Source organism: Bacillus sp. USDA818B3_A (assembly GCF_009928415.1).
GTDB lineage: Bacteria > Bacillota > Bacilli > Bacillales > Cytobacillaceae > Neobacillus.
In genome coordinates, this window is sequence record NZ_JAABNN010000021.1 from 1 (window position 1) to 23,131 (window position 23,131).

Genomic DNA, 23,131 nt, shown 5'->3' on the forward strand with positions numbered 1-23,131 from the left:
GAAAGTAAAAGAGATAGCGTAAGCTATCCCTTCGAAATCAGTTTCTTACTCTACTCTTGTAAAAAGCTTAACAAAGCTGTATTGAAGACTAAGTAAAAATCCGTATTTAAGAGATACTCACTGCAAAAGCATCATCTTCTCACATATGATGAGGGCCTTTTTTATTTATGATGATGGAGCTGCTTTGGAAGCGGGCAATAATTGTCGAAGGATTTTGTTTCAACTTACTTCAAGAGGGTATCTAAATAGAAAATCGTTTAGAGGGGGTGGCACAATATGAAACTGGATGTGAAATGTAATGTTAAAAACTGCAAATACTGGGCTGATGGTGACCAATGTGTGGCTGACTCCATCTATGTGGTAGGTTCACACGGCAGCAGAGAGGCTGATACAGTAGAAGAAACAGCTTGCAAAACTTTCGAGCTTCGTGAATAAAAACAGGGGACTGCTCTTCTGCTTCTGAAGCAGAAGAGCAGTCCCTTTCTTAATTTTTGGAAAGTAACGGTATAGCTTGAACGAGAGAGGAGAAAATCAAGCATGGGAAAACGATACATAATAATTCTATCGTGCGTGTTTCTGATGGGGGTGCTGACTGGCTGCATCCAAAAGGACCAGCTGGCAGATGGAACAAAGCTGATAGATAAGCAGAAATTTATTTTTGCAGCTTCAGGAGAATTTAAGCCCTTTAGCTACGTTAAAAATGATGATTTATCGATGACTGGATTCGATGTTGAGGTAGGAAACGCAGTCGGAAAAGAATTGGGACTTGTACCAGTCCAAAAGAGGATGAAATTCAAAGGACTCATCGAGGGTATTAAAACGGGGCGGGCAGACGCAGCCGTTGCCAGCCACACCATTAACCCAGAGCGTGCTAAACAAGTTGATTTTTCCACACCCTACTATTATTCAGGTCCACAGATTTTCACAAGACTTGACAGCAAAATTAAAACAGTAGATGACTTAAAAGGAAAAGAAGTTGCTGTAGCAAAGGGCTCCACCTATGCGGATACAGCTAAAAAGTATACCAGCAATATTAAAATGTACGACAGTGATATTACGGCATTAAAAGCACTAAGTATTGGCCGGCATGACGCCGTTATTACCGATTTTGTCACTGGTAAAAGTGCAAAAAAGGAAGGATTCAAAATTCAGGGGCAGCAGTTAATCGAGCGAAGCGAGCAGGCGATTGTTATTCCGAAAGATAATCCAATCCTGCTCAAGCGGGTAAATAAAGCACTTCAAAAACTTCGTAACAATGGAACACTATCCCGAATCAGCGAAAAGTATTTTGGTGAAGATATTACGAAAAAACCAGAATAATAGATTGATTAATAGAAAGAAAGGATGTCGTTATTTTGCCTAGTTTTTCGCACTTTTTACATACATTTCTCAGCAGCGAAAACCTTTTCATTGATGCAGCGCTGTTGACGTTAAAACTTACGATCGTTTCCATTTTAATTGGGATTTTATTCGGATTATTTTTTGCTCTTTTAAAAATTTCAAGGATTAAAGTATTGGGCTATATTTCAAATGCGTATGTATTCCTTGTAAGGGGAACTCCACTCATTGTCCAGATATTTATTCTATATTTTGGCTTCAGCGGGATTTTCCTCATTCCTGACTTTTGGGCAGCGGCTCTTGCGCTCGCCTTCCATAACGGTGCCTATATTGCAGAAATTTTCCGGGGGACGATTCAGTCCATTGATAAAGGGCAAATGGAAGCGGCGCGCTCTCTCGGTATGACGAGAATTCTAGCCATGCGCCGTATCATTCTTCCACAGGCCTTCAAGAGGGCACTGCCTCCGCTTGGTAACCAATTTATTATTGGACTTAAGGATTCATCTCTCGCAGCCTTTATTTCGATGAATGAGCTGTTTAATGTTTCGACGACACTGGGTTCCAATAATTTCGATGAAATGACCTACTTATTAATAGTAGCTGTTTATTATCTAGTACTAGTTGCAGTATTAACCATGCTGGTGAGCCTGTTCGAAAAGAGATTGGCAGTTAGTGATCGATAGGGGGACGAAAAAGTGAATGAACGAGAAATGATTAAAATAGAAAATTTACATAAATCTTATGGCAATTTACATGTATTAAAAGATATAAACGTGTCTGTGTATGAAAGTGAAGTTGTCTGTTTGGTTGGAGCATCTGGCTCTGGTAAAAGTACTCTGCTGCGATGCCTTAACTTTTTAGAAAAAAGGGATGGTGGGAGAATTTCAATCCGCGGCGAAGAGATTAGCCTGGAAACCCACAATATTAACAATGTCCGCCAAACAGTGGGGATGGTTTTCCAGCACTTTAATCTATTCCCGCATAAAACCGTTCTTGAAAATGTCATTGAAGCACCCATCATGGTAAAAAATATCCCAAAAGACCAGGCCATTGCTGAAGCAAAGGAGCTGCTCCAAAAGGTGGGCCTCGAGGATAAGGCGAATGTTTATCCCAGCAAATTGTCCGGCGGTCAAAAGCAGCGTGTAGCAATTGCCAGGTCGCTGGCGATGAAGCCGGATATCATGCTTTTTGATGAACCGACATCCGCCCTGGATCCGCAGCTTGTTGGTGAGGTATTGGCAACCATGAAGGAGTTAGCCGATGAAGGAATGACCATGGTAGTGGTTACGCATGAAATGGGCTTCGCTCGTGAGGTTGCTGATTGGATTGTCTTCATGGATGATGGCAGAATTATCGAAAGAGATCGGCCGAATGAATTTTTTGATCATCCAAAGGAGCAGCGTACAAAAGAATTCCTCCAAGCTACCATGTTAAAATAATTTGCAAATGGGTTTCTGGCTGCAAAGATCGTTTTTAATTAGAGTATACCGAAATGGCCCAGTTCAAACTGGGCTATTTTGTATGTGGAAATTTTGATTTGGTGAAATTAAACAGTTCCAATCTGTTTGATTAATAGTACTTGAGCGTGGTATAAGTGTAAAAGAGCATCTTGCTTTTTTAATTTTGGGATAAAGGGTTTGCATGGTATCCCATAATGAGAGGATTTGAATTTGAATATGAAAGATAATTTTTGGCGTGATTTACCACGACCTTTTTTTATACTAGCGCCCATGGAAGAAGTGACGGATGTTGTTTTTCGTCATGTAGTGAGTGAGGCAGCCCGACCTGATGTGTTTTTTACAGAGTTTACAAATAGCGAGAGTTATTGTCACCCAGATGGAATTAAAAGTGTGCGCGGGCGTTTGACTTTTACAGAGGATGAACAACCAATTGTCGCTCATATATGGGGGGATAAGCCTGAAAACTTTCGGAAAATGAGCATTGGTATGGCGGAACTGGGCTTTAAGGGTCTGGATATCAATATGGGCTGTCCCGTCCCTAATGTGACACAGAACGGGAAGGGAAGCGGCCTGATCCGTCGGCCTGAAGTTGCAGCTGAATTAGTTCAAGCGGCTAAAGCAGGAGGATTGCCCGTAAGTGTAAAGACAAGGCTTGGCTTTACGGAAGTAGACGAATGGAAGGGCTGGCTGAAACACATATTGGAACAGGACATTGCCAATCTGTCCATTCATCTCCGTACAAGGGATGAGATGAGCAAAGTACCTGCTCATTGGGAGCTGATCCCGGAGATTAAAAAGCTTCGTGACGAGTTGGCTCCTGAGACCCTTTTGACGATCAATGGGGATATTCCTGACCATCAAACTGGCTTGAAGCTCGCCCAACAATATGATGTCGATGGGGTTATGATCGGCCGCGGTATATTCCATAATCCATTTGCCTTTGAAAAGGAGCCGAAAGATCATTGCAGTCGGGAATTACTTGATCTCTTAAGACTGCATATGGACCTTCATGATAAGTATTCGCATCTAGAGCTGCGGCGGTTCACAGCGCTTCATCGATTTTTTAAGATATATGTCAAAGGATTCTCAGGGGCTGGTGCTTTAAGAAATCAATTGATGAACACGAAATCAACAAATGAAGTTCGTGCATTGCTCGATAACTTTGAATCAAAGAATCTTGATGGAAAAGAGAACAGTAGCAGTGCCCCAAATCAGGATAAAAGTGAAGTAGGAAGTTAAAAGGGCAGCTGAAATCAGGCCCCTGATAGACGAAGGATATGTCTATCAGGGGCCTGATTTATTTCTGTTTATTGAAATTTAAAACACAAAACGTAATACCATTATCGAGACGATTCCTGCTAAAACAGTTCCTAATAAACTGCGTGTTACAATCGCAATAATAAAGGTGGGCAGCGCGGCAATCAGTTCAAGGTTATTTTGCAAAGGTTCCAGTTTTCCGTTGGGTGTTATCAATTCCTGCCCCACTAAGGCTGCCATAACGGCAATGGGAACGTAGTTCAACCAACGCATGGCCCAATCTGGCAGTTCAACACGACTTAGAATCGCAATTGGAAGCACTCTTGGAATGAATGTTACAAGGGCTGAGCCTAAAATAATTAAAAAGATCGACCATCTTACTTCCATTTTTCCACCGCCATTCCCACGCCGGAGGCAATGATAGTTGCCACAATAACACCTGCACTTCCAGATGCCATTAAGCCTACCCCAACAACAATGGCAACGGCACTTAGTGCGACAATTACATCTTTCAGCAATTTTTTTCGGCTGGCCATCTGCAGGACCAGAAGTCCAATAAACATTCCCGGCAAGGCAAAATCAAGACCGAATTTTTCCGGATTTGAAATCCATTCACCAAAATATGCCCCTGCAATATTGGCAATAAACCAATTCAAATAAGCAGTTATATTTAGCCCATGCATCCATTTTTCGCTAAGCCATTTCTTGCTTGCTGCTTCATTCATTGCTACACCAAAGGTTTCATCAGTCAGTAAAGAACCGATTAATATATTCTTGCCTGGTGTAAGATGACGGAAATAAGGCGATAAAGCCGCGCTCATTAAAAGGTGGCGGAGGTTCACAAAGAAAATAGTAAAGATGATCGCTAGAGCGGGACTATTTGCCCCAATCATTGCGGCAGCAATAAATTGACCAGAACCTGCGTATAAAAGCAAGGATATCAAACCAATTTCAACAATCGAAAGTCCTGCTGTTTTTTCCACAACACCTGCCGCAAAGCCAATACTTAAGTAACCAAGTACAGTGGGCAGACAATCCCGTACACCGGCAAAGAAGTTGTTTTCTTCCCGCAAAAAAGTGTTATCACTGATGTTCAAAATCTTTCACCCACTTATAAAAAATTGTATGTAAATACTTTATCATCCTCATTGTATGGCTTCAATGATATAATTCTATGCAATACAATTTTTCAGATGAAGGTGTTTTAGTACATTCATATTATTGAATTTAGAAAATTGGATTATATTTAAATAGTTTAATAAGGATGCTCAAAAAGACAAAAACGGCGGATTGATTATTTAGAATATTTTGATATAAAGGGCAAATTATGTTTATACCAAAAATTAATACTTCTACAACATTTAATGTTTGTGCTATATTAATAAAGTATTGTTTTTACTCTATTAACAATAATCAAAAAATAGGGGTGTGCTAAATGAGGAAAATTGGTTTATTTAGTCTGTTTTTAATTCTTACTATCTTTATCGCTGCTTGCGGAAGCAAGGATACAGGAAAAGAGAAAGCAGATAGTGAAAAGGTATATAAAGTTGGTGTCGATACTACTTACCCTCCCTTTGAATATAAAGAAGGAAATGAGTATAAAGGGATTGATATTGACTTAATCAATGCAATTGCGAAAAATCAAGGCTTTAAAATAGAACTTAACCCAATGGATTTTGGTGGAATTATCCCAGCCATGCAAGCTAATCAACTTGATGTAGCTATTGCTGGAATGAGTATTACAGATGAGAGAAAAAAGGTAGTAGACTTTTCAACTCCATATTTCGATGCAGGCTTAACTGTTGTTGTTCAAAAAGATAATTCAAGTATTAAATCAGTTAATGATCTTAAAGGAAAAACAGTTGCTGTTAAAAAAGGAACGACAGGTGCGAAATATGCACAAGATAATGCATCAAAACTGGGAATAAAAGTGGTCCAATTTAACGATAGTCCAGCCATGTTCCAGGAAGTATCAAATGGAAATGCAGATGCACTTATTGAAGACTATCCTGTCATCTCCTATGCGATTGCACAGAAGGACCTTGGTTTGAAAATTGTTGGGGACCGCTTAAATGGCGACCAATATGGAATTGCTGTTTTGAAAGGGCAAAACAAGGACTTAATTGAAAAGATTAATAAAGGACTTGCTGAACTCAAAAAAGATGGAACATATGATAAAATTGTAAAAACCTATCTTGCTGAATAATTTAAATCAACGGGCGCGCATAAAGCGCGCTTTCTTTTTGAAAGGGGATGAAAAATATGGACGTAATTACAGCATCTATACCGATTTTATTAAAGGGCCTTCAAGTTACCATTTATATATTTGTTATTGCCATTATTCTAGGTTTTTTAATTGGGTTATTGATGGCCCTGTTACGGCTTGCGCCTATTAAGATCTTAAATTGGATTGCCAAATTGTATGTGGATGCGATTCGGGGAACACCATTTATCGTACAGCTATTTTTTATTTATTTTGGAGTAAATTCCCTGCATTTGATTTCCTTGAACAGTACCACTGCTGGTATTATCACTGTTGCGATTAATGCCGGGGCCTATTTTGCAGAAATTATCAGAGCAGGTATTCAATCCATTGATAAGGGACAAACAGAAGCCGCTAGATCCATTGGATTTACTGGGGCGCAAACCATGCGTTACGTGGTCCTGCCTCAGGCTTTTAGAAGAATGCTTCCTACGATTACGAACCAATCCATTATTAGTTTAAAAGACACGTCTCTTTTATCCGTTATTGGTATTGCGGATTTAACTCAGCAGGGTCAAATTCAAGCTTCAGCAACCTTTGAAGCTTTTAAGATTTGGCTGGCTGTAGGTGTTATTTATTTTATCATTATTTATTTATTAACCCTTCTTGCTAATTTTGTTGAAAGGAGGATTCAAGTTCGATGAGCATTATAACTGTAAAAAACTTAAGAAAGTCCTTTGGGAAACTAGAGGTGCTAAAAGATATTAATGCCGAAGTGCAGGAAAAGGAAGTAATTTGTGTCATAGGTCCTTCTGGATCAGGAAAGAGTACCTTCCTTCGGTGTCTAAATCGCCTAGAAGAAATCTCTGGTGGCGAGGTAATCATTAACGGCCATAATATAACTGACCCAAAGATTAATATAAACAAGGTTAGACAAGAAGTTGGAATGGTATTTCAACAGTTCAATTTGTTCCCTCATAAAACCGTTTTAGAAAATATTACTCTAGGCCCTATTAAAATCCTTTCTTTTGATAAAGCAAAGGCTGAAAAAATGGCCCTTGAGTTGCTTGAAAAGGTTGGACTTAAAGAGAAAGCAAGCAGCTATCCAGGAGAACTATCTGGCGGACAAAAGCAGCGCGTTGCTATTGCAAGAGCACTGGCAATGAATCCAAAAATCATGCTTTTTGATGAACCAACTTCAGCACTTGACCCGGAGATGGTCGGGGATGTTTTAGAGGTTATGAAGCAGCTTGCTAAAGAAGGAATGACGATGATAGTTGTTACCCATGAAATGGGATTTGCCCGAGAAGTGGGAGATCGTGTTATTTTCATGGATGGAGGGTATATTGTTGAAGAAAATGAACCGAATCAGTTATTCGGTAACCCTCAGCATGAAAGAACTAAGGCTTTCTTAAGTAAGGTACTATAAACAAAATAGCAAAGGTCGGTATCCTAAAATAGAAATACGTAAGGGCTTGCTATTTATTTCACTTTAGAGCATGGATTCATGCTCTTTTTTTTATATTGAAGTAAAAAAAGTACATAAGAAAGTGTTCACATAATTGTAGAGAAGTATGAGAAAAGACAAAATTTTTTGAAAGAGAATGTGATATTATTTTTTCTGTAGGAAAGTAGCAATATGAAAAAAGACAATAAAATAATTTCCTTTTTTATTTTGCCGTTCCTCTCCTCATAATCCTCCCATAAAAGCCTCTTGAAATGAAAACAACTAATGAGTTAAGCGAGCGTTTCGGAACAACCCCTTGATCGTAACTTCACATTTTTCCACCGATACTAATCTTTTGTCCTACCATAAAATTTTAAACGAAAACCTTCTAATATATAAACAAGCGTGAAAGGAGTGATAGCCATGTAAATTTTTATTTGGGAGCATTCTAAGAAAATCGCATTCCTTGTTAACAATTTTATAATTGAAGGAGAATGATTAATGGGCCATGATATATTAGGATACAATAAAGTAGGAAAAGAGATTGCTTATGCGCGTTTTAGCATGGGAAATTATAATGCAGTCATACTGTACAGGCTGCTTGATGCAATTAAATACTATGCAGGAGTGAGTGGAATAGGCGCCAGTACTACCTTCTCAAGACAACAAATTGAAAAGGCTTTGAATACCTACAAGGAATTATATGATAATGGTGACAGCAAATTCAAAGGTGATCTATTATCTTGGGATCAAAAACAAATCCTGACTTTTATACTAAATTGTTTGGCAACGGCACAAAAAGAAGAGAGTGTAACAGTGTACTTTGGCTAATTTTTTTTTAGTTTTATCCTTATAACTAATTTAGTAGCAATTACTTCTTATCCCTACTTACACCAAGTCCATCTTATCAATTGTTTTTTATTCCCCCAGTTGCTCTTAAGGATCTATTAGACATCTATTATCTTATCGGCAAAATAATCCTTACTCCCATTTACAGTCTCCTTACTACTCTTAATTTTACTAATAGAACTCTAAATATAATCACTTTTACTTTATATATGAGCTGGGATTACAATGGTCTTGAGAATAGAACAAGAGTTTAGGAGGGAACGCAGTGGGAAATCGATATATTATAATCAATGAGAATGATAACGTTGCTATTACAGTAAATGCAATTCCGGCAGGTACCATTGTCATGGACGATATTCTAGCAAACCAGAACATTCCCCAAGGACATAAAATTGCCCTATCCAATATCGGCGAAGGCGAACCAATCATTCGATATGGCGTCACGCTAGGATATGCCTTACATTCTATTGAAAAGGGCGACTGGATCAATGAACATATGCTGGAACTTCCAATTCCGCCAAGCCTAGATGAAATGCAGTTTGGAACAAATTTAGTAACAGACTTACCTGAACCGCCAGCAAAGACGTTTATGGGTTATCCAAACAAAAACGGGGAATATGCTGGAACAAGAAATATATTGGGAATTGTTACAACTGTTCAATGCGTAACAGGTGTATTAAATAACGCGGTAAAGAGAATTAAAAAAGAACTTCTTCCAAAATATCCAAATGTAGATGATGTTGTCGCAATCAACCATGCCTATGGATGCGGCGTCGCCATCAATGCACCTGAAGCAGTTATCCCAATTCGAATGCTGCAAAACATGGTCAAACATCCAAATTTCGGTGGAGAGACAATGATCATCTCATTGGGATGTGAAAAGTTAACCTTAGAAATGTTACTGGATGAAGAATATAACACTTCAGACAATATTGTAACATTTCAAAACGAAATGGGTCATGATGCGATTATGGCAGCAATTATGAACATGGCTGAAAACAAATTAAAAAGATTAAATGAAAGAGTTCGTGTTGAGCTGCCCCTTTCTCAATTATGCATTGGATTACAATGCGGCGGCAGTGATGCGTTCTCAGGTGTAACAGCGAACCCTTCAGCCGGATATGCAGCCGATATGTTAGTCAATGCTGGTGCAACCGTTATGTTTTCTGAAGTAACTGAGGTCCGTGATGGTGTCCATATCATTGCAGAGCGTTGTGTGGACGAAGAAGTTGGGAAGAAATTAGCTGACGAGATGAAATGGTATGATCAATACCTGAATAATGGCCAAGTCGACCGTTCAGCGAATCCAACGCCTGGAAATAAAAAGGGCGGTTTATCGAATATTGTTGAAAAAGCAATGGGGTCGATTGCTAAATCTGGTTCATCTCCGATTGTTGAGGTTCTTTCACCAGGAGAAAGACCAACGAAAAAGGGTATGATTTTTGCTGCAACTCCAGCCAGTGACTTTGTATGCGGCTCGTGCCAGTTATCTAGTGGAATGACTCTTCAAGTCTTTATGACAGGACGGGGAACAACTTATGGATTAGAAGCTGCACCAGTCATTAAAGTATGTTCAAGAGATGATATGAAAAATATGTGGCAAGATTTGATTGATGTCAATGCAGGACCAATTGCAACGGGTGAAGCTACCATTCAAGAAATTGGAACTCAATTATTCAATGAAATTATCGATGTTGCCAGCGGAAGAAAACAAACTTATGCAGAAAAATATGAAATTTATAATGATTTTACTCTCTTTAACCCAGCACCAATAACCTGATTAAAATATGTGTCTAGTTTGAATTTAGGGTTCTCCTCAGGGTATGGTATACAGGAGGAGTGATGATATGAATAAAACAATTGAATTATTAAGGAATCACCGTTCCATACGGGAATTTGACTTTGAAAAAGAAGTAACCGAAGCACAGGTTAAAACAATTATTGAGGCAGCCCTAGCTGCGCCGAATTGGATTAACGGTCAGCAGGTTAGTGTGATCGAAGTGAGAGAGCATGAAAAGAAATCCTCATTGGCTAAGGCTGCAGGTAACCAACGATGGATAGAAGAGGCTCCGGTATTCCTTGTCTTTTGCATCGACTTTTATCGTGCAAAGCTGGCAGCTGAAAAACATGGCCATGATTTTCAAATTGTCGATGATCTTGAAGCTGTAATCGTCGGATCAACGGACGTCGGGATTGCACTTGGCAGTGCGGTCGTAGCGGCTGAATCGATGGGGCTCGGTATTGTGCCAATTGGAGGGGTAAGGAGAAACCCTCAGACCTTTGTTGACAAGTTAAACCTCCCGGAATATGTATTTCCGATTTCGGGCTTGGTTGTTGGTCATCCAAGAACAATCCCTGACCAGAAACCTAGGCTGCCTCTTAAGGCAACACTTCATAAAGAAAAGTATGATGCTGAGGTTCAAATGGCAGTCATTGATCAATATGATAATACGATTTCAGCTTATATGGCAGAACGCACAAGCGGCAAAGATTCCAGTGACTGGTCCAGTAAAGTAGCACATTTTTACGATGAGGGATTTGAACAATATGCAAAAAGCACCAGTCCTGCGATAAAGAAACAAGGATTTCGTTACAAATAGAAGAAGGGGATCTTAAGTGGTCCAAGCACTAAAGAAACAGGATTTCACCCTGTTTCTTTTTCTTTGTACTAAGGGTATTTTCTATAAGGAATGAATATATGTCGAAAATATATAAGATTATTCTACATAAAATTACATTTATATTACATTATCGACGGTTTCATTGTTTTTATTCAATCCAGACTATAAACTAGTAATATATTAAGAAGAAATTAAGAATCAATTTACATAGGTTACTAGAGGGGAATTTAAAATGTTAAAAAAATTAATCAAATATACCGTATCCGCTTCCATTATTGCTGCGATGATTCATACAACACCTGCTTTTGCTAACCCAGTGACTCAAGGACAAATCAATGCTACCCAAGGCAAAATTGATGACTTTGAAACGAAGATTCAACAGCTAGACAACCGAATCTCACTAGCGATGGAGAAGAGTCAAAAACTAAATGACCAAATCGAGACTCAACAAGCAGAGATTGAAGAGACAAAGGGCGAAATCGTTGAAGCTCAAAAGTCTTTAGATGCCCATAAAGAAGTTTATTCTGAGCGGCTAAAAAGCATTCAGTATGAAGGGAAACAGTCAATCGCTACATACGCAGAACTTTTGGTGTCATCCGACAATATTTCTGAGTTTTTAACTAGGTTTACTGCTATTTCTAATATCTTAGAAAGTGATACAGACTTACTTAACGGATTAAATGAAAAAGAACAAGTCTTAAAAATTGCAGAGGAAAAATTAAATAAAGAATACGATCAATTAAAAGAGAGCAAAAATGAACTAGCAATTGAACAAAACAACATAAAAGAAGATAGAAAAGAGATTGAAGTTGAATTAGCAACGGCAAAAGATACATTAGAAAGCCAAAAAACTCAATTGGCGGAGCAACAGGCTGAAGAGGCTAGACAACGTGCCGCTGCTGCAGCGGCTGCCGCAAAGGCAGAACAAGAACGTCAGCGTGCCGAACAAGCAGCTGCAGAGACTACAGCGCAGTCAACTCCTGCTACACAACCAGCCAAGCAGACCGTGCAGCCGAAGGCACCTGCAAGCAGTACGCCTGCAAAATCAACAGCGCCAACTAAGTCAACAACACCAACTAAGTCAACAACACCAACAGCGCCAACAGTTTCTGCACCTCCTGCAAACACTGGATCGGCAAGTGCTGTCATTGCGTATGCGAAAAAATTCTTAGGTGTTCCTTATGTTTGGGGCGGATCCACACCAAGCGGATTTGATTGTTCAGGATTCACTTCCTATGTATTTAGAAATGCTGCAGGCATCAATCTTCCAAGGGTGTCAAGGGACCAGCAAAATGTGGGAACAAGAATTTCCCCAAGTCAAGTACAGCCGGGTGATTTAGTATTCAGGGGTAATCCTGCTTATCATGTAGGTATCTATATTGGAGGCGGACAATACATTCATGCTCCACAAACGGGTGATGTTGTAAAAATCGCTTCTTATAACCCATCTAAGTTTTCTAGTGCTGCAAGAGTTCTACGTTAAAAAACGGTTAACTAAATTAAATATCTAAAAACATCCTATCATGGCATAGGATGTTTTTTTGTGTGTAAAAATATTTTTTATACTGCACATAGAAAAAACAAGTTTCAAGCCAGATAGAATAAGATATAACTTATTTTTAAGATAAATAGATAGAAACAAACGAATAATTTTAATTGGCTGAATATGACTGATATTATTGACTCTTCGCTGCTACCTTGTTACGATTACCCTTAATTATTTTATAAGTATTTCCTTGTATATGTTCAAGAATATGGCTTGAACGTCTCTACCAGGCTGCCGAAAATAGCCTGTCTACAAGGGGCAATGAACTTAGGCTATTTTTTATTGTCCTTTGCAGAACCTTCGGCAACTGTCCGGAGGTTTTTTTATTTTATTTCATAACTTCATAAATTCGGAGGAATCATCATGATCAAGAACTACTTTCAATTTTCCGAACGTAACACATCCTTTAAGCAGGAGAGTATTGCGGGAATTACTACATTTCTCTCCATGGCATATATCTTGGTTGTCAATCCAGTGATTCTCAGTCAAACAGGTATGGATAAAGGTGCACTATTTACCGCAACTGCATTGTCGGCCATTATTGGTACCCTATTAATTGGATTAATTGCCAATTATCCGATCGGTATTGCCCCAAGTATGGGGATAAATGCGTTTTTTACCTTTACTGTTTGTATTGGCATGAAAATAGATTGGGAAATTGCGTTAACAGGTGTGTTTATTGCAGGTATTTTATTTATGGTTTTAAGTTTGTTAAAGATTCGCGAAAAGATTATTAATGTTATTCCACAGGATTTAAAACATGCGATTGCTGGCGGGATCGGCTTTTTCGTTGCATTTGTAGGTTTGAAAAATGCCGGAATTGTGACTTCTAACGAAGCGACATTTGTGGCAATTGGGAACTTCAGATCGGCCCCAACCTTGCTCGCTGCTGCTGGTTTTATTATCACGATTATTCTCCTTAACAAAGGAGTAAAGGGTGGGATTTTTTACGGAATGGTGCTGTCAACCATTCTTGGTGTTATATTTGGAGTTATTGATACGCCTAAAGCGATTATGGGGAGTATCCCAAGCATAGAGCCATCATTTGGTGTTGTATTCAGTCACATAGATACTATCTTTTCGCCTAAAGTACTGATTGTTATTTTTACATTTTTGTTCGTAGCTTTTTTTGATACAGCTGGAGCGTTAATCGCTGTTGCTTCTCAGGCTGGCTTAATGAAAAATAACGAGATTCCCAATGCAGGGAAGGCACTTCTTGCTGATTCTATGTCAACGATTGTTGGTTCAATTTTAGGTACATCGACCACTGCTTCCTTTGTAGAGTCCTCTGCTGGGATTGCTGTTGGCGGCAGGACAGGCTTTACATCTGTTGTTATTTCAGTTTGTTTCATGATTTCCTTGTTTTTCTCGCCTGTTCTTTCCATTGTTACACCAGAGGTTACAGCGCCAGCCCTTATAATTGTCGGAGCATTAATGGCAACTGAGATCAGTAAAATTAATTGGAGTAATTTTGCTGTCGTTATCCCAAGCTTTGTCACCATTATCATGATGCCTTTGACATACAGTGTAGCAACGGGCATTGCTCTTGGCTTTATCCTCTACCCAATCAGTATGATTGCCATGAATAAAACGAAAGAAGTTCATCCCATCATGTATGTCCTTTGTATAACCTTTATTGGTTATTTTGCATATGTCATTTAGTACACACAGGATCCTGTCGAACCCGATAGGATCTTTTTTGGGTTCTATTGCTTATTCTTTAAAGCTGGTTGAAATATGGTCAGAAAAACTGACAATAGTCTTCATAAAATGTCGAAGAGTCCTTATACTCTAACTATCCATATAACCATATGATCTAACAAATTGAAGAAGGAAATAAGTGAAGGGAGAACGATAAATTTGATACCAGTCACAGCGATTGTATTAGCCGCAGGGCTTTCCTCCAGAATGGGGGATTTTAAGCCTTTATTGCCTATCGATGGAGTGCCTATGCTTGAGGCAGTCTTAACAAAAGTTTTGTCTTTTCCTTTTAAAGAGGCTATTGCAGTTGTTGGACATAAAGAGCAAAAAATAAGAGAGACTATCGAGATCCAAGATGATCGTTTTAATTGGGTAGTTAATAAAAATTTTATCGAAGGATTGAGCAGTTCAATAAAGGCAGCCATTCAGCGTACAAATAATGATACATTCGGGATTTTCATATTTTTGGGTGACCAGCCATTAATAAAGAAAACAACCATTGAACAAATGCTTAAAACCATTATGGAAAAAGAAATCCATCAAACAAAATGTATTGTTCAACCCACCTTTAATGGAATGCCAGGACATCCTGTTTTTATTTCTTCTCAAATGATTCCTTATCTTAAATCATTAACCGGCGCGGAAGGGGCAAAGCCAATTTTTGCATACGCAGAAAAACACATATACCTTCCTATAGATGATGAAGGAATAATTTTGGATGTTGATACAAAGCAGGATTATAAAAAAGTATTAGCAATCCCCAAATCAATTCGAAAATAAGGCAGCTCTCTTAGCTGTTTTTTTATGGTTTGCACAGTGCTTATTAGTCATTCTCAGTGGAGAAGTAAAGGTATAATAACTATACAGAGGTAGAAATTAAAATAGGATGCCTCATAAAAATATAAGTACAAATAAGGATATAGATAGAAAAGGAGCCCAGATGACAAAATCAGGATGGAAATTTGATAATAGTTACTCCCGTCTTCCGGTATCATTTTTCACAAGTCAGAACCCAAAACCCGTAAATTCGCCTAAGCTAGTGATTTTCAATGAACCATTAGCAGCATCCTTGGGTTTAGATGATGAAGCCCTAAAAACTGAAGATGCTGCGGCTGTGTTTTCCGGTAACAAAATCCCTGAAGGTGCTGCACCGCTTGCCCAGGCCTATGCCGGACATCAATTTGGACATTTAACCATGCTAGGGGATGGCAGGGCCGTACTTCTAGGCGAGCAAATAACCCCAAAAGGTGAACGGGTTGATATTCAGTTAAAAGGTTCTGGGCGAACTCCTTATTCCCGGGGCGGCGATGGCCGGGCTGCGCTTGGACCAATGCTTCGTGAATATATTATTAGTGAAGCCATGCAGGCGCTTCGGATTCCAACTACCCGGAGCTTAGCGGTGGTTACAACCGGAGAGACGATTATCCGTGAAACCCTGCTGCCTGGTGCCATCCTTACTCGAGTGGCGTCCAGCCATATTCGAGTAGGAACCTTCCAGTATGCTGCAGGAAAAGGTGATATGGACGACCTCCGTACATTTGCTGATTATACGATAAAGCGCCATTATCCAAACATAGCAGGTGATGACAATCCATATCTATCGCTTCTTCAGGAAGTCATCAGGCGGCAGGCGGCACTTATTGCTAAATGGCAGCTGGTAGGTTTTATTCATGGGGTGATGAACACAGACAATATGACGATCAGCGGTGAAACCATTGACTATGGGCCATGTGCCTTCATGGATGTTTATGATCCACAAACTGTATTCAGTTCGATTGATCGAGAAGGCCGTTATGCTTATGAAAACCAGCCGTATATTGGCGGATGGAACCTGGCACGATTTGCTGAAACCTTACTGCCGCTTCTCCACGACAACCAAGAGCAGGCTGTCCAAATCGCACAAGATGAGATTTCAAAATATATGAATTCGTATCAAACAAATTGGCTCAAAGGAATGAGAGCTAAACTGGGAATTTTTAATGAAGAAGAACAGGATGAATCTTTAGTTGAAGAGCTTCTTAGTTTGATGCAGAAAAATAAGGCGGATTATACGAATACCTTTCTTTCCTTAACAAACGGGCAGCATACGGATAACAAGTTATTTGGTTCAACTGAATTTGCCCAGTGGCTAAAGCGGTGGAAGGAGAGACTTGGACGGCAGGAAGAAACAGAAGAATTATCACGCCAGCTAATGAAAAATAGTAACCCTGTGGTTATCCCAAGAAACCATCGGGTAGAAGAGGCACTTGAAGCCGCGGTAGAACAAGAGGATTACAGTGTGATGAATAGACTTTTACAGGCGCTGGCAACTCCTTATGAACACACTTCTGACAAGGAAGAATACTGTACATTACCAGAGCAATCTGCACGTCCCTATCAAACATTTTGTGGCACGTGACAGGAAATAGATTTTATGATGAAATAATTTAAGAAAATACAGAAAATTCATTTGCTTAAATTGGAAGAATATATTATATTTAAAATGGATACAGAGTTAAAAAGCTCTGTTCTACCCGAAAACTTGATGTAAATAGTAAAATCAAATACGGTAAAGAATTCTAGAAATGTAATGCTAGATTTTAAAGCCACAGTAAGAAGCAGGCAACCACCTGCTGGTCTTATTGTGGCTTTTTTTATTATATAAAATGTAGAAAGGAGGATCGGCCTTATGGTTATGCATGGAACCGACCGAAAAGGTGTCCTTTTAAAAGTATATCGAGATACGAATATGGATAAGGACTTCTCGATCCTATCCAAAAACCGTGATGCGTTTATCTTAATCGACTTGCAAGGGAAATTTGAATATGCCAGTCATGCCTGTGAACCATTATTGGGTTATCCAAGAGATACTTTACAGCAGTTTGAATTAGATAAACTGTTTGTCTCAGACTTTTTAAATCAAGAGCATACCTTCTTTAAAGGCAGAGAACAGAAAAAATTAGATAATTTTGATGCCCAGGTACAAGTAATTGAAGAGAGTATCTTAGAGGTTAACGTTACCTCGATCCCTATTTTTTTTGAACGGGAGTTTCTTGGATCGTATCTAGTCATTAAGGATATTACTTCAATCAAACAGAACAGATTATCAAACGAACGTGAAAAAGAGTACCACACCTTAATCAACGATCTATCCCGCTTATCGGATAAGCAAGCTACTGCAGGACAGCTGGCTGCCGGAATTGCCCACGAGATTCGCAACCCAATAACAGCCATCAAAGGGTTTTTACAGCTGCTAATGGGAGAAAACGATGGTAATAAAATCTACTTTGAAATCATTCATTCGGAAATAGACAGGATTGAAGAAATTCTAAAAGAATTAATGGTACTTGCAAAACCATCTAAAAAAAAATACGAGCGAGTAAATCTTGAAGTCTTAATTGAGCAGGTTATTACCTTAATGGCAACACAAGCTCTCTTAAATAATATTCAAATAGATACACAGTTTAATTATGCTAACATGTGGCTGCTGGGGGATACTAACCAATTAAAGCAAGTCTTCATAAATTTTATAAAAAATGCAATTGAAGCTATGCCTGATGGAGGGGGACTGCAAATTAAAGGGGAGCTCCTTATAGGAGGTAAGCTAAGCATAAGTATCGTTGATCAAGGAGGCGGAATCCCGCCTGATATTCTCCATCAAATTGGTCAGCCTTTCTTTACAACCAAAGAAAATGGAACAGGGCTTGGCATGCTGGTAAGCCGGCAAATTATCAAGGAACATAAAGGGGAATTATGCATAGATAGTAATGCAGCGGGCACCTCTGTTCATGTGAGATTACCTTTATTTTCACAAGAAGAAATTTACTAATATTTTTTACCTTATTAGTATTGTGAACAAATTGAATAAATGTTAATATGATAGATGTCTAATGTCTTGCTGTCATTAGTATTAGAAATTATTTATATTAAACGTTTTTTCATTTATAAATATATTTATCGTGATGGTAAATGGTAGAAACTATTAATTTATAGTCGTCTTAACCGTGGCCTAACTTCCAGTTTGTGGAGTTAGGCCTTTTTTATTTTTAAAGGGGGATTTGAATGGTTGCAACTCAAGAGGATTTGCTGTCTTTGAGCAGTTCAGTCAGTAGAATAATTAAGCGGGGGTTTGGAAAAGGCCCAGAAACTTGTTATACGGTTTTAAAAGAAAACCGATTATACGTTTATATCCGAAATTTTATGACATCTGCCGAAGAAATTTTAATAAATAATAATGAATATAATTTGGTAATGAAATTTCGGTCTTCTGTCATAACAGCCTTGTCTAAAGAATTAGTTCAAGAGGCAACGCAACTCTTAGGGATAACCTTTGAATCTCTATATCAAGATTGGAACTTTCATTCCAATACGGGCATCTTAATGTTAATGAACGATAGTTATGTCTCTAGTGTGAAAATAGAGGATAGTTTTGAACGGAAATTATTACAATTAGTACGGACGGTTGGGTCTCAACTGCATAAAACTCCCAGTGAGTTAAAAGTGATAAAATATACCTTGAATTCATGTGTAATTGAGGCTAAAAGGGTAATGCTGCCAATAGAAACCTTGTTAAGTGATAAGGGGGAATCAGACTTATTAATTACGCATGGCAGAGAAATAAAAAATGGCTATTACCTTCATAGAGAGTTATTTGAAGAGATGTTTAATCGGTCGATTGAGGATATCTTTATGATGTGGGATTTTAATTCTAATAAAAGTTATTTGATTTTTAGTTTCAATAAAATTTATACATAATTAAACCATAAAAATTTTACTGCCTGGACAAGATAATGTCAGGCAGTATTTTTTTGCCTTTTCGAAAGTGAGGTTAAAACATTTATGTCATCGCCTGTGCAGCAAAAATTAATGGATATTAGCAGTTTAACCAGTAAATTGTTAAGAAAAAATTTTGGGCGCGGTCCTGAATCGTGCTATGCCTATGCGAACGGCCGGTATTTGGTTTTTTACATACGGGGATTCATGTCTCCAATGGAATCTGTTTTGATTGATCATGGTAATGCCGATAATGTGGATATTTCACGAAATATAGTCATGAAAACGGTACTTGATCAATTGAAAGGAATTATTGAACTGGAGTTCGAAAGAGACATTGAATCTTTTTATCATGATTGGAACTATCCGCAAAATACAGGAATGATTGCAATCCAATTCGAAGCGGATGTTATCAAGTCTGGGGACCAGGATTCCTCTGACTCTATAGCTTTAAGAACATTAATTGATGAGGTCGATAGAATTAGTATATTGGTACAAAAGAAACCAGACAAAACAGATGCATTTTATATCTCTCCAAAAATGTATCTTGTAAAAAGAGAGGGGATTTTAATTCAGATTGAGAAAGCGTTGATTTTAAAAGGGTATGAACAGACACTTTTAGTTACCAAAGATGAATTGGAAAAGTCTTATTTGCATCGTGATGGACGATTTGAGGAAATCTTTCGGAATCCTGTTGCAGATATTTTTGTAGATTGGGACTTTAACGAGGATAGAAGTATCATTTGTTTTGTTCTAAAGTAAGTACAAGGATTATGGGAAAGATTTTTTGAAAAAGCTGACTTTTAAAGAATACGGAAAAGTTGTTTAATGACGTAAGTAAATTTCAAAAAAAGTCGTGTTTTCCTAAGGGAGAATCCGGCTTTTTTCTATTTCGATTTATTATCATGAAAACGTTGACAGAATTATCTCAAAACAGTACTATAAGTGTATACTTAATATTTACGAACATAATTCGATAATGTCGAACAATAAAGGAGAAACGCAGTGGCGGAAAGACTGATACAATCCATAGAACGAGCAGCAGACGTCCTCGAACTATTTTTAACTTCACATTCTGAACAAAGCATTAAAGAAATAAGTGACAGATTGAACCTATCAAAGAGCACCGTTCATGGCATTATCAAAACCTTGGAGCACCGAGGCTACCTAGAACAAAATACTGAAAACCTGAAATATAAACTGGGAATCAAACTCTTTGAACTTGGTAATTACGTAGGATACCACCTCGATATAGGACGAATTGCCAGACCGATAATTAAAGATTTAGTTGCGGAATTAAACGAAACCGTTCACCTAGTATCACTGCAGCGGGATGAACTCATTTACATCGAAAAAGTAGAAGGTCCAAGTGCCTTAACTATTTACTCGCATATTGGCAAAAAAGCTCCATTTCATTGTACAGGTGTTGGAAAAGCCATTCTGTCACAGTTAACTGAAGAAGAGGTGGATCGTATTTTATCTTCTGTCAGCTTGGAGGCATTTACGGAATTCACAATGACAAATATGGAGGAAATTAAGGGGATCTTACCAGCAATCAGGGAACAAGGTTATGCCTTCGATGATGAGGAGATTGAGCTTGGCCTTAAATGTGTGGCTGCGCCGATTTTTAATCATCAAGGAAATGTCATTGCTTCGATAAGCTGTGCCGCCCCTAAAATGAGGCTGGACGAAGAACGTCTGCCAAAAGTCATTGAGGGAATCAAGCAAGCTGCAGATGAGATTTCAAGACAGCTGGGATGTAAAGGTAAAGGAATCTAAAGTAAAGATAAAAAAATAATAGATGCAGGTATAGGAGGAGAATGATTTTGTCAAAAGTAAAAGTTGCCATCCTTGGCTCGGGGAATATTGGAACCGATTTAATGATAAAACTTGGCCGTTCAGAGTTATTGGAATTAACAGCCGTAATAGGAATTGACCCGCAATCAGACGGTTTACGCCGTGCAAGAGAGTTAGGCTATGCCGGAGTGGATACAGGAATTGATGGTTTTCTATCCGACCCTGATCTAAAAGCGGATATCGTTTTTGATGCAACAAGCGCAAAAGCCCATCTCTATAATGCAAAAGTGCTAAAAGAAGCAGGTATTAAGGTAATTGATATGACACCAGCTGCGGTAGGTCCGTATGTATGTGCAGCTGTAAATATTGATGACCACCTTGAAGAGGACAATATTAATCTTATTACATGCGGCGGTCAGGCAACAATCCCAATGGTCCATGCGGTAAATCGTGTGGCTCCAGTCGAATATGCAGAAATAGTTGCCACCATTTCTAGTCAGAGTGCAGGACCGGGAACACGTGCAAATATCGATGAATTTACAGAAACCACAGCCCGGGCAATTGAAGAGGTAGGCGGTGCCAAAAAAGGAAAGGCGATTATTATTTTAAACCCTGCGGAACCGCCAATCATGATGCGTGATACCGTTTATACGCTTGTTGAAGAAGGGAATATGGATGAGGCGGCCATTCGAAAGTCGATTGCTGAAATGGAGAAAGTTGTTCAATCCTATGTGCCAGGTTACCGTGTCCGTACGGAACCAATTTTCGACGGCAATAAAGTGACCATCTTCCTTGAAGTAGAAGGCGCAGGTGATTACTTGCCGGTGTATGCAGGTAACCTCGATATCATGACTTCTGCAGGTGTAAAAATCGCTGAAGCTTTCGCCACTAAACTATTATCGAAAGAAACAGTTTAAGCTGTTAGAAGGGGGTAAAGAAAATGACAAATGAAAGAGATATCCTGATTACAGAGGTAGCTTTGAGGGATGGAAGCCATGCGGTTAATCATCAATTTATAGTGGAACAAGTACTTAATATTACAAAATCATTGAATGATGCGGGCGTGCCGTTTATTGAAGTATCCCATGGAGACGGCCTGGCAGGATCTTCTTTGCAGTATGGCCTTTCCCGTACGAATGAAATGGAATTAATTGAAGCCGCCGTATCCGTTGCCGATAAGTCTAAAATTGCTGTCCTTCTTTTACCAGGGATCGGCACCTTGCATGAATTAAAAGAAGCTGCCAATTTAGGGGCAAAAATGGCCCGGATTGCCACCCATGTGACAGAAGCAGATGTGGCTCCGCAGCATATTGCTTACGCAAAAGAATTAGGGATGGAAACCGTTGGATTCCTCATGATGAATCATATGGCTCCAGTAAATAAATTAGTTGAACAAGCTAGATTAATGGAAAGCTATGGTGCTGATACTGTGTATGTTGTAGATTCCGCCGGTTACTTATTGCCTGACCAGGTTCGCGAAAGGATCCGCGCCTTAAAACAATCTGTTGGTATCAATGTCGGTTTCCACGGCCATAACAATCTATCCCTTGCGATGGCTAATACACTTGCTGCAATCGAAGAAGGGGCAACAAGAATTGATGGAAGTGTCCGCTGCCTTGGTGCGGGTGCCGGTAATACGCAGACAGAAGTATTGGTTGCCGTTTGCGAACGGATGGGGATTAAAACTGGGGTAGATCTATATAAAATGATGGATTTGGCGGAAGAAATTGTAGCGCCGATCCTCCAGGTGCCACAGGAAATTACCAGAGATAGTTTAACATTAGGATATGCAGGCGTATACTCAAGCTTTGCACTTCATGCAAAGCGTGCTGCAGCAAAATTTGGTGTCGATTCACGTGATATTTTAATAGAGTTAGGAAAACGAAAAGTGGTTGGCGGCCAAGAGGATATGATTGTTGAAGTGGCGGCTGAAATTGCTAAGAATAACAATAAAGTTGCATTAAGTTAATAGTTAATTAATAGACTTATCTGAAATAGAAAAATTCTATGATAAGCAGCTTACTTTAATAAATAGGAGAAATAGTGAGTAGACATGTCATTTTAATGAGATGTTTACTTGCTTTTTTTATTAGCATTATACTCCATCTGATTTTTTTGTTGGATTATATCATATTTAACCCTATTTTCCGAAAAATATGT

The 23,131-nt window shown here is 38.8% G+C and carries 23 protein-coding genes and 1 riboswitch; of the genes, 21 read left to right on the forward strand and 2 right to left on the reverse strand.

The window, feature by feature from the left end:
* Nucleotides 1-276 precede the first annotated feature (276 nt).
* The 5 genes from GXK58_RS22295 to GXK58_RS22315 all read left to right on the forward strand — a co-directional run bounded on the left by GXK58_RS22295 (nt 277) and on the right by GXK58_RS22315 (nt 4,037).
* Complete coding sequence (locus GXK58_RS22295; protein WP_160725391.1) at nt 277-435, forward strand: DUF1540 domain-containing protein; 159 nt, start codon at nt 277-279, stop codon at nt 433-435.
* Nucleotides 436-537: 102 nt separating this feature from the next.
* Entirely contained in the window at nt 538-1,320 is a 783-nt protein-coding gene (locus tag GXK58_RS22300; RefSeq protein WP_160725392.1) for a transporter substrate-binding domain-containing protein, read from the forward strand.
* Nucleotides 1,321-1,355: 35 nt separating this feature from the next.
* On the forward strand, nt 1,356-2,021 hold the full coding sequence (locus tag GXK58_RS22305) for an amino acid ABC transporter permease (RefSeq protein ID WP_160725393.1): 666 nt from the start codon (nt 1,356-1,358) through the stop codon (nt 2,019-2,021).
* Between the two features lie 27 nt (nt 2,022-2,048).
* Nucleotides 2,049-2,777 carry an amino acid ABC transporter ATP-binding protein gene (locus tag GXK58_RS22310; RefSeq protein WP_202171434.1) on the forward strand — a complete coding sequence of 243 codons (729 nt, stop codon included), beginning with the start codon at nt 2,049-2,051 and terminating at the stop codon, nt 2,775-2,777.
* 237 nt (nt 2,778-3,014) lie between these two features.
* Entirely contained in the window at nt 3,015-4,037 is a 1,023-nt protein-coding gene (locus GXK58_RS22315) for a tRNA dihydrouridine synthase (RefSeq protein ID WP_160725463.1), read from the forward strand.
* A gap of 78 nt (nt 4,038-4,115) precedes the next feature.
* On the opposite strand, the gene GXK58_RS22320 is transcribed toward GXK58_RS22315, so the two are convergent.
* Together GXK58_RS22320 and GXK58_RS22325 are read right to left on the reverse strand one after the other, a co-directional pair.
* Nucleotides 4,116-4,442 (reverse strand): AzlD domain-containing protein, encoded by a 327-nt coding sequence (locus tag GXK58_RS22320; protein ID WP_160725395.1) that lies wholly within the window; start codon nt 4,440-4,442, stop codon nt 4,116-4,118.
* Complete coding sequence (locus GXK58_RS22325) at nt 4,433-5,152, reverse strand: AzlC family ABC transporter permease (protein WP_160725396.1); 720 nt, start codon at nt 5,150-5,152, stop codon at nt 4,433-4,435. The genes GXK58_RS22320 and GXK58_RS22325 overlap by 10 nt, the downstream gene beginning before the upstream one ends.
* 338 nt (nt 5,153-5,490) lie before the next feature.
* Between GXK58_RS22325 and GXK58_RS22330 the strand changes: the two genes are divergently transcribed.
* The 16 genes from GXK58_RS22330 to dmpG all read left to right on the forward strand — a co-directional run bounded on the left by GXK58_RS22330 (nt 5,491) and on the right by dmpG (nt 22,940).
* Nucleotides 5,491-6,261: a transporter substrate-binding domain-containing protein gene (locus GXK58_RS22330; protein WP_160725397.1), complete on the forward strand. Its 771-nt coding sequence runs from the start codon at nt 5,491-5,493 to the stop codon at nt 6,259-6,261.
* 56 nt (nt 6,262-6,317) lie between these two features.
* Nucleotides 6,318-6,962 carry an amino acid ABC transporter permease gene (locus GXK58_RS22335; RefSeq protein WP_160725398.1) on the forward strand — a complete coding sequence of 215 codons (645 nt, stop codon included), beginning with the start codon at nt 6,318-6,320 and terminating at the stop codon, nt 6,960-6,962.
* On the forward strand, nt 6,959-7,687 hold the full coding sequence (locus GXK58_RS22340) for an amino acid ABC transporter ATP-binding protein (RefSeq protein ID WP_160725399.1): 729 nt from the start codon (nt 6,959-6,961) through the stop codon (nt 7,685-7,687). The genes GXK58_RS22335 and GXK58_RS22340 overlap by 4 nt, the downstream gene beginning before the upstream one ends.
* A gap of 519 nt (nt 7,688-8,206) precedes the next feature.
* Nucleotides 8,207-8,536, forward strand: coding sequence for a hypothetical protein (locus GXK58_RS22345; RefSeq protein ID WP_202171432.1), 330 nt, complete (start codon nt 8,207-8,209; stop codon nt 8,534-8,536).
* Between the two features lie 283 nt (nt 8,537-8,819).
* Complete coding sequence (garD, locus tag GXK58_RS22350; protein ID WP_160725400.1) at nt 8,820-10,334, forward strand: galactarate dehydratase; 1,515 nt, start codon at nt 8,820-8,822, stop codon at nt 10,332-10,334.
* 67 nt (nt 10,335-10,401) lie between these two features.
* On the forward strand, nt 10,402-11,154 hold the full coding sequence (locus GXK58_RS22355; protein ID WP_160725401.1) for an NADPH-dependent oxidoreductase: 753 nt from the start codon (nt 10,402-10,404) through the stop codon (nt 11,152-11,154).
* A gap of 253 nt (nt 11,155-11,407) precedes the next feature.
* Nucleotides 11,408-12,658 (forward strand): C40 family peptidase, encoded by a 1,251-nt coding sequence (locus tag GXK58_RS22360; protein ID WP_202171433.1) that lies wholly within the window; start codon nt 11,408-11,410, stop codon nt 12,656-12,658.
* Nucleotides 12,659-12,891: 233 nt separating this feature from the next.
* Nucleotides 12,892-12,993: riboswitch (purine riboswitch) on the forward strand.
* A 94-nt stretch (nt 12,994-13,087) separates the two neighbouring features.
* Entirely contained in the window at nt 13,088-14,383 is a 1,296-nt protein-coding gene (locus GXK58_RS22365) for an NCS2 family permease (protein ID WP_160725466.1), read from the forward strand.
* 162 nt (nt 14,384-14,545) lie between these two features.
* Complete coding sequence (locus tag GXK58_RS22370) at nt 14,546-15,202, forward strand: nucleotidyltransferase family protein (RefSeq protein ID WP_160725402.1); 657 nt, start codon at nt 14,546-14,548, stop codon at nt 15,200-15,202.
* 160 nt (nt 15,203-15,362) lie between these two features.
* Nucleotides 15,363-16,820 (forward strand): protein adenylyltransferase SelO, encoded by a 1,458-nt coding sequence (locus GXK58_RS22375; protein ID WP_160725403.1) that lies wholly within the window; start codon nt 15,363-15,365, stop codon nt 16,818-16,820.
* Between the two features lie 270 nt (nt 16,821-17,090).
* Complete coding sequence (locus GXK58_RS22380; protein WP_160725404.1) at nt 17,091-18,230, forward strand: ATP-binding protein; 1,140 nt, start codon at nt 17,091-17,093, stop codon at nt 18,228-18,230.
* A 233-nt stretch (nt 18,231-18,463) separates the two neighbouring features.
* Entirely contained in the window at nt 18,464-19,156 is a 693-nt protein-coding gene (locus GXK58_RS22385) for a Na-translocating system protein MpsC family protein (protein ID WP_160725405.1), read from the forward strand.
* An 84-nt stretch (nt 19,157-19,240) separates the two neighbouring features.
* Nucleotides 19,241-19,936 carry a Na-translocating system protein MpsC family protein gene (locus GXK58_RS22390; RefSeq protein WP_160725406.1) on the forward strand — a complete coding sequence of 232 codons (696 nt, stop codon included), beginning with the start codon at nt 19,241-19,243 and terminating at the stop codon, nt 19,934-19,936.
* A 243-nt stretch (nt 19,937-20,179) separates the two neighbouring features.
* Nucleotides 20,180-20,953 carry an IclR family transcriptional regulator gene (locus GXK58_RS22395; protein ID WP_160725407.1) on the forward strand — a complete coding sequence of 258 codons (774 nt, stop codon included), beginning with the start codon at nt 20,180-20,182 and terminating at the stop codon, nt 20,951-20,953.
* Nucleotides 20,954-21,000: 47 nt separating this feature from the next.
* Nucleotides 21,001-21,888, forward strand: coding sequence for an acetaldehyde dehydrogenase (acetylating) (locus GXK58_RS22400; protein WP_160725408.1), 888 nt, complete (start codon nt 21,001-21,003; stop codon nt 21,886-21,888).
* A 23-nt stretch (nt 21,889-21,911) separates the two neighbouring features.
* The gene (gene dmpG / locus GXK58_RS22405; protein ID WP_160725409.1) at nt 21,912-22,940 is read left to right on the forward strand and encodes a 4-hydroxy-2-oxovalerate aldolase; all 1,029 of its coding nucleotides are present in this window, start codon (nt 21,912-21,914) and stop codon (nt 22,938-22,940) included.
* Nucleotides 22,941-23,131: the final 191 nt, after the last annotated feature.

Coding starts and splice junctions, on each gene's coding strand:
- GXK58_RS22295 (WP_160725391.1), top strand. CDS start 277: ATGAAACTGGATGTGAAATGTAATGTTAAAAACTGCAAATACTGGGCT.
- GXK58_RS22300 (WP_160725392.1), top strand. CDS start 538: ATGGGAAAACGATACATAATAATTCTATCGTGCGTGTTTCTGATGGGG.
- GXK58_RS22310 (WP_202171434.1), top strand. CDS start 2,049: ATGATTAAAATAGAAAATTTACATAAATCTTATGGCAATTTACATGTA.
- GXK58_RS22315 (WP_160725463.1), top strand. CDS start 3,015: ATGAAAGATAATTTTTGGCGTGATTTACCACGACCTTTTTTTATACTA.
- GXK58_RS22320 (WP_160725395.1), bottom strand. CDS start 4,442: ATGGAAGTAAGATGGTCGATCTTTTTAATTATTTTAGGCTCAGCCCTT.
- GXK58_RS22330 (WP_160725397.1), top strand. CDS start 5,491: ATGAGGAAAATTGGTTTATTTAGTCTGTTTTTAATTCTTACTATCTTT.
- GXK58_RS22335 (WP_160725398.1), top strand. CDS start 6,318: ATGGACGTAATTACAGCATCTATACCGATTTTATTAAAGGGCCTTCAA.
- GXK58_RS22340 (WP_160725399.1), top strand. CDS start 6,959: ATGAGCATTATAACTGTAAAAAACTTAAGAAAGTCCTTTGGGAAACTA.
- GXK58_RS22345 (WP_202171432.1), top strand. CDS start 8,207: ATGGGCCATGATATATTAGGATACAATAAAGTAGGAAAAGAGATTGCT.
- GXK58_RS22355 (WP_160725401.1), top strand. CDS start 10,402: ATGAATAAAACAATTGAATTATTAAGGAATCACCGTTCCATACGGGAA.
- GXK58_RS22360 (WP_202171433.1), top strand. CDS start 11,408: ATGTTAAAAAAATTAATCAAATATACCGTATCCGCTTCCATTATTGCT.
- GXK58_RS22375 (WP_160725403.1), top strand. CDS start 15,363: ATGACAAAATCAGGATGGAAATTTGATAATAGTTACTCCCGTCTTCCG.
- GXK58_RS22380 (WP_160725404.1), top strand. CDS start 17,091: ATGGTTATGCATGGAACCGACCGAAAAGGTGTCCTTTTAAAAGTATAT.
- GXK58_RS22385 (WP_160725405.1), top strand. CDS start 18,464: ATGGTTGCAACTCAAGAGGATTTGCTGTCTTTGAGCAGTTCAGTCAGT.
- GXK58_RS22390 (WP_160725406.1), top strand. CDS start 19,241: ATGTCATCGCCTGTGCAGCAAAAATTAATGGATATTAGCAGTTTAACC.
- dmpG (WP_160725409.1), top strand. CDS start 21,912: ATGACAAATGAAAGAGATATCCTGATTACAGAGGTAGCTTTGAGGGAT.